General features: G+C 35.3%; 3 protein-coding genes. All 3 read left to right on the forward strand.

The window, feature by feature from the left end:
* The first annotated feature begins 39 nt into the window (after positions 1–39).
* The 3 genes from CJF42_RS25715 (at position 40) to CJF42_RS25725 (ending at position 2010) form a co-directional block, all read left to right on the forward strand.
* Positions 40–477 (forward strand): GNAT family N-acetyltransferase, encoded by a 438-nt coding sequence (locus CJF42_RS25715; RefSeq protein WP_095369332.1) that lies wholly within the window; start codon positions 40–42, stop codon positions 475–477.
* Between the two features lie 117 nt (positions 478–594).
* Positions 595–1353, forward strand: coding sequence for a hypothetical protein (locus CJF42_RS25720; protein WP_095369333.1), 759 nt, complete (start codon positions 595–597; stop codon positions 1351–1353).
* A 330-nt stretch (positions 1354–1683) separates the two neighbouring features.
* On the forward strand, positions 1684–2010 hold the full coding sequence (locus CJF42_RS25725; protein ID WP_141235690.1) for a hypothetical protein: 327 nt from the start codon (positions 1684–1686) through the stop codon (positions 2008–2010).
* The last annotated feature ends 27 nt before the right edge of the window (positions 2011–2037 follow it).

Consider the following 2037-nt stretch of genomic DNA (forward strand, 5'->3'; position numbering starts at 1 on the left):
TTTGCCTCTTAGTAAGGCGTTATGTTTTAAGGAATTTCTGTGGAAGTATCACTTCGCCAAGTAACAAAAGAAAACTATGAAAAAGTATGTGAACTCGATGTCACAAAAGAACAGGAAGATTATGTTGCTTGTAATATGTGGTCATTAGTTGAATCTACCTACAATGAAGGATATGAAACCAGAGCTATTTATGTGGAAGAAGAGCCCGTAGGCTTTTTGATGTGGGTACAAGAATCTAAAGATAAAATTTCTATTTGGCGGTTTATGGTTGATAAAGAACATCAACAAAAATCAATAGGCCGTGTTGCACTTAACCTAGCATTGGTGGAAATGAAAAAAGTTTCGGACCTGCGAGAGATTGAAATTTGTTATAACCCAAAGAACCCTGTCGCTAAAGACTTCTATTCTAGCTTTGGTTTTTCTGAAGTTGGTATGGATGAAGATGACGAGGATATGCTCGCTGTTATTAAGCTTTAAAACATAATAAATAAATAAACAAGGACACGTAACAGTTGGCTGCGTTCCACTTCGTTTCACATTTTAGCCAACAATTACTTAGCCTGTTATTTGGGCGTTAAGTTTCTAAGGAGTATTGTGGACACATCTAATGAAAAAATGAAATGGATCTTGTTTTGGGTGTTTATTTCACTATTTATCTTGGCTGTATTAGGCACACTAAGCGTTGTTTTTTTTGGTACGGGATCGCCAACGGAAACTGAACGAGAGTGGTTAGTCAAAGGGCTAATATTAGAGGTGGCTGCTTGTGTAATAGCGCTTTTCTACTCTATTTTTGGAATTAAGAAGTCCAATGAATCTAATAGTGACAAAGTTCTTTCCGATATAGAAATCAGAGTAAAAGAACTTGAAGAAAAACTTCTTCTATCAACGAAAGAAATAGACCACTCTACACCAACATTTATTGATTCAGAAGCATTGGACGCCCGTGCTGATTTTATGGATAGAATGCATCCTTTTTTAACTAAAATTACGGGGTTGACTACACCTCCAGCATTTGATGAAGAAATTTATAATATTAATCCTTCTTATCCTAAAATAGTTACTGACATTAAGAATGTAAAACCCTTTGATAAAAAACACCGAACAGAAAGCTACATTGGTTTAAAAGTTCAATGGAAGTGTGCATTTTCTGAATTTGATGAAAAAGAAGATTGTTATAGAGTCAGAGCCTATACTGAGGAACCTCTGCACGCCGCATATCTAAACATTGATAAATCAAAGAATGTATCAAAATTAAAAGTACTTGATGAAAATCATCCTTTCTGGGTCTGTGGGGAAATCAGTGAGATTACGGGGACAAATATTGAGTTAGTAAATGCTGATATATTGGTGTGATCGAAACTCAACAAGTCGTTTAAAAGGACAAAAAACAGTTGGCTTTTGCTCCTTCGTCGCTAATTTTAGCCAACAATTTTTTGCCTCTTAACGAAGCGTTGAGGCTGTAGAATAATTAAAAATTTAATTTTAAAGCCTTAAAATAGGGTTCCAAATGCATTAGTTAAGTCTAGCTTTAAGCTTAGAATGCAATACAGAGAATCACTTTTTTATAAATTTTAGCCTTTAGATAAATTCTACAGGCTCGTTATGTGCTTTAGGGCACTTGGATATGTTTCTCAATTATGGATAAAAATTATGAATAAAAAAATATTAACCTTGGTTACTTGTTTGATCGTTAGCACAAATGTATCTGCAAAATATATAACTAACTTAGGTACTCAGGGAGTAGAAATAACTAAATTTTTCACACACCAAAGCGGAGCTGTAAGTTTGTACATTTCAGGAACCGTGGAAAACCTCGATCAATGTACATCAACTTTTAGAGTACATATTCCCCATGATCTTGCAGGAAAAGACGTAATGGTTTCCACTGCACTAGCTGCATTTGCATCAGGGAAAAAAGTTGGTTTTCATGGCTCAGGTTGTAGCACTACTAGTTTCTGGGGGGGCACAGTTGATGTGCCAATTGTTAATAATATGTGGATTGTAAAATAAAAGTCACATAATCGGGTAGCCGGAGGT

This window comes from Pseudoalteromonas sp. NBT06-2 (genome assembly GCF_002276045.1).
GTDB lineage: Bacteria > Pseudomonadota > Gammaproteobacteria > Enterobacterales > Alteromonadaceae > Pseudoalteromonas.